A 3,601-nucleotide genomic window follows, 5' to 3' on the forward strand; every position below is an offset into this window, starting at 1 on the left:
CGGGCACCGGACCGCCGCCGATATCGAAGGCCAGTCCCTTCTGGATCTTCGGCGGCAGCTTGCCTTCCATGTAGACCTTCGCCATGGTCTCCTCGTACTCCCGGATCTCCACCATCTTTTCGTACATCCAGAGCAGCTGTTCAGATGTCGGTTCCATAAATCGGACTCTCCTATGCGTTTTCGTTGGAATGCAACCGGACCGGATTCGCCGGCGGTTAGAGGGTGTATGGCAAATTCAGTGCCATGCCGGAAAGCCGCATGCAGCCGTGCGCATGCAGCGAAAAAGCGTCGCAGGCATGCGACGGATGCCGCACCGATGCGACAGTCGTCGCATGTCCGTCAGCGACACATCGACGGCAACACGCCACTTGGCGTGTGGCACGGGCCTTGCGTCAGGCTGCGCCACCATTAAAGAAGAGGAGATGACCATGAAGACCCCGCTTGTGCTCGCCTTGTCCGCATTCGTCCTGCAGCCCGCAGTGGCGGACAGCGATATCGATGGAGGCAGGAAGCTGTATCACGCGACCTGCGCGATGTGCCACGGCCAGGAACTGAAGGCGGCCGGCGGCATCCCCGACTTGAGGAAGACCGCGCTGGACGACCAGGGCTTTTATGCAGTGGTGAAGGAGGGACGGCCGGGGACGATCATGCCGCCGATGAAGCAGGCACTGAACGATGAAGAGATAGGACGGATACGCGCGTATGTGAAGGCAGCCGCGCGCGAATAAGCTCAGTCGATGCCGAGCCGTTGCAGGCGTCGCTTGAACGCATGGCGCGAAATCCCGAGGCGCTCCGCCGCATGGCCCTTGTGGCCGCCCGCTTCACGCAGCGCGGCGAGCATCATGTCGCGCTCGGTACTCGCGAGTGCATCGCCGATGCTGGCCGGTGCAACTGCCGGCGCTGCTGGCATAGTGACGACGGCCGTTCCCAGCAGTTCAGGCGGCAAGGCGCTTGCCGGCACTTCCGCGCCGGAATGCAGGATGGTGAGGCGTTCGATCAGGTTCTTGAGTTCGCGCACATTCCCCGGCCAGCGGTAGCGCAGCAACGCCGCGCGCGCTTCTTCGGACAGGCGGATGGATGCCGTGCCCTCGCCGCGCGCAAACACGCGCGCGAAATGATCGATCAGCACCGGCACATCGGCCGCGCGGTCGCGCAGGGCGGGAATGTTGAGCTGGATGACATTCAGCCGGAAATACAGGTCTTCCCTGAACGCCCCCTCGCGCACGGCGGCACCAAGGTCGCGATTGGTCGCGGCAACCACGCGCACGTCCGCCGACTGCGCGCGGCCGGAACCGATCGCGCGGTATTGCCCGTTCTCGAGGAAGTGCAGCAGCTTCGCCTGCAGGGGCAGCGGCAGCTCGCCGATTTCGTCGAGGAAGAGCGTGCCCTTGTCGGCCAGCGAAACGAGGCCGATGCGGCGCTGGTGCGCGCCGGTGTAGGCGCCCTTTTCCGCGCCGAAGAGTTCGGCTTCGATCAGCTGTTCCGGCAGCGAAGCGCAATTGATTTCGATGAAGGGTCCGGATGCGCGCGGACTGGCGGCATGGATGGCGCGCGCGACCAGTGCCTTGCCGGTGCCGGACTCGCCCAGCACGAGGATACGCGTGGCAGCGCTGGCGGCGACGCGGTCGATGGTGGCGGCGAGTTCGCGCATCGCCGGGCTGTCGCCGATCAGGCCGGAATTGCGCAGTGTCGCGTCGCGGTGGAATTCGAGTTCGAGCGCCATGTGGCGGCGCTCCAGCGTCGCGCGGATGGTCAGTGACAGGTCGTCGAGGTCGAAGGGCTTGGTAATGTAGTCGGCGGCGCCGAGCTTGACCGCCTTCACCGCGGCGCGCGTATCGCCGTGCGCGGAAATCATGATGACCTGCGCGTCACACTTCTGCGCCGCCAGCTTTTCCAGCACGTCGAGGCCCGACATGTCGGGCAGCTTCAGGTCGAGCAGGATCAGGTCGGGGACGGATTCCGCTACTGCCGCGATTCCCTCGGCGGCGGTGCCCGCGCCGCGCACGGTGTGGCCTTCGTCTTCGAGCGCGAAGCTCAGCGAACGCACGAGGTTGGTTTCGTCATCAATGATCAGGATGCTTGCCATTGTTTTCCCTGGCTAACGGAAAGAAGATACGGACAGAGGTGCCGCTCCCCGGCGTGCTGCGGATATCCAGCCGCCCGCCGTTGATCTCGGCAAGCTGGCGCGAAATGCTGAGCCCCAGGCCGACGCCCTTGCTCCTGGTGGTGAAGAAAGGATCGGTCACGCGCGGCAAGACATCGGCCGGGATGCCGTGCCCCTGGTCGCTGACTTCCAGCACCGCCATGCTCGTTTCGCGCGAGGCGCGCAGCACGACCGCGCCATCTTCGTCGGAGGCCTGCAGCGCATTCATGCCGAGGTTGAGCAGGATCTGCACCACATGGTCGGCATCAGCCACGATCACGATGTCGCTGTCGCCCTGGGCCGATACCGCCACTTTGCGCTTGCATGCCTCGGGTTCCAGCAGCAGCATCACGCGGCGCAGCACGTCGCGCACGCCGACATCTTCCTCCTCCGGCGGACGCGGACGGCCGAAGTCGAGCAGCTGGCTGACGACACGCGCAAGGCGGTCGATCTCGCTTTCCACGTCGGACAGCAATTGCAGGCGGCGCTCGTCCGTTTCGCGGCGCGACAGCGCCTGCACCGTGGTCTTTACCGCTGCCAGCGGATTGCGGACTTCATGCGCGATGCTGGTGGCGAACTCGCCGAGCACCGCCAGCTTTTCCATGCGCACGATGCGCGCGAGGTGTTGCTCCAGGCGCTGCGCCATCGAGTCGAAGGCGCGCGACACGGTAGCAATCTCGTCTTCGCCATGGTCGGCGATGCGGTACTCGAGGCGGCCGGAAGAAATGGCGTTGGCGCCGGTGAGCAATTGCCCGACGCGCTGGCGCAGCCGGGTCGACATGCGCCAGAACAGGATCACGATCAGTACCGCGCCGACCAGCGCGGCAATGAAGAGCGCGCGGCGGGCGCGGTCGAAGGGTTCGAGCAGCTGCGAGGGTTCGACCTGCAGCATCGGCTGCCAGCCGGGAAAGATTTCGGGCCCGGCGATGAGTTTGCCGGCCGGCGTGACCACGTGTCCCACCCGGTTGAAATAGCCGGCGGGCGTTTTCAGCAGCGGCTCCACCGTGCCTGCCGCAGGGTCCGCCCCCATCAGTTCGGTCAGCGAAGCAAGGCGCACATGCAGCGCGACGTGGCGCGCGCCGTCCTTGCTGGCGTCGCGCAAGGGGTAGCGCACCAGCAGCCAGCCGGAATTGCCGCCTGACGGCGCCGCGGGTCCGACCAGTTCGATGTCGCCGACACGTGTTTGCGGCAGGCCGCCGATCTCCAGCGTGGTTTCGCTCCAGTAGGGCGGTCCGGAGGCCGCCTGGCCGGGGACTACTTTCTGCAGGCTTTCGTCCTCCCCGAAAAACAGGATGCCGAACAGGTCGGGCAGGTCGGACTCGACCTGCAGCAGCGCCCCGACCTGACCGCCCGCCGGCTGCTCGTCCGATACCGCAAAGCCGGACATGCCAGGAAAATTGGCCAGCGTCTCGGCCTGGTAACGGCGCGCTTCCACGAAGCCGGCGATGCGGCTGGCGG

The 3,601-nt window shown here is 65.9% G+C and carries 3 protein-coding genes; 1 reads left to right on the forward strand and 2 read right to left on the reverse strand.

What is annotated here, in order from left to right; translation table 11 throughout:
• Window positions 1-428 precede the first annotated feature (428 nt).
• A complete protein-coding gene (locus AYR66_RS28660; protein ID WP_170942027.1) occupies window positions 429-728 on the forward strand; it encodes a c-type cytochrome in 300 nt (99 codons plus the stop codon).
• Between the two features lie 2 nt (window positions 729-730).
• On the opposite strand, the gene AYR66_RS01170 is transcribed toward AYR66_RS28660, so the two are convergent.
• On the reverse strand, window positions 731-2,086 hold the full coding sequence (locus AYR66_RS01170) for a sigma-54-dependent transcriptional regulator (protein ID WP_088705983.1): 1,356 nt from the start codon (window positions 2,084-2,086) through the stop codon (window positions 731-733).
• Window positions 2,064-3,601 (reverse strand): sensor histidine kinase (locus AYR66_RS01175; protein WP_206047010.1); only part of this gene is annotated, 1,538 nt, incomplete at its 5' end. The genes AYR66_RS01175 and AYR66_RS01170, both read right to left, overlap by 23 nt.

Source organism: Noviherbaspirillum denitrificans (assembly GCF_002211445.1).
Taxonomy (GTDB): domain Bacteria; phylum Pseudomonadota; class Gammaproteobacteria; order Burkholderiales; family Burkholderiaceae_D; genus Noviherbaspirillum; species Noviherbaspirillum denitrificans.

Bases quoted from the DNA above. Each gene is read 5' to 3' on its own strand.
- AYR66_RS28660 (WP_170942027.1), top strand. From the start codon at position 429: ATGAAGACCCCGCTTGTGCTCGCCTTGTCCGCATTCGTCCTGCAGCCC.
- AYR66_RS01170 (WP_088705983.1), bottom strand. From the start codon at position 2,086: ATGGCAAGCATCCTGATCATTGATGACGAAACCAACCTCGTGCGTTCG.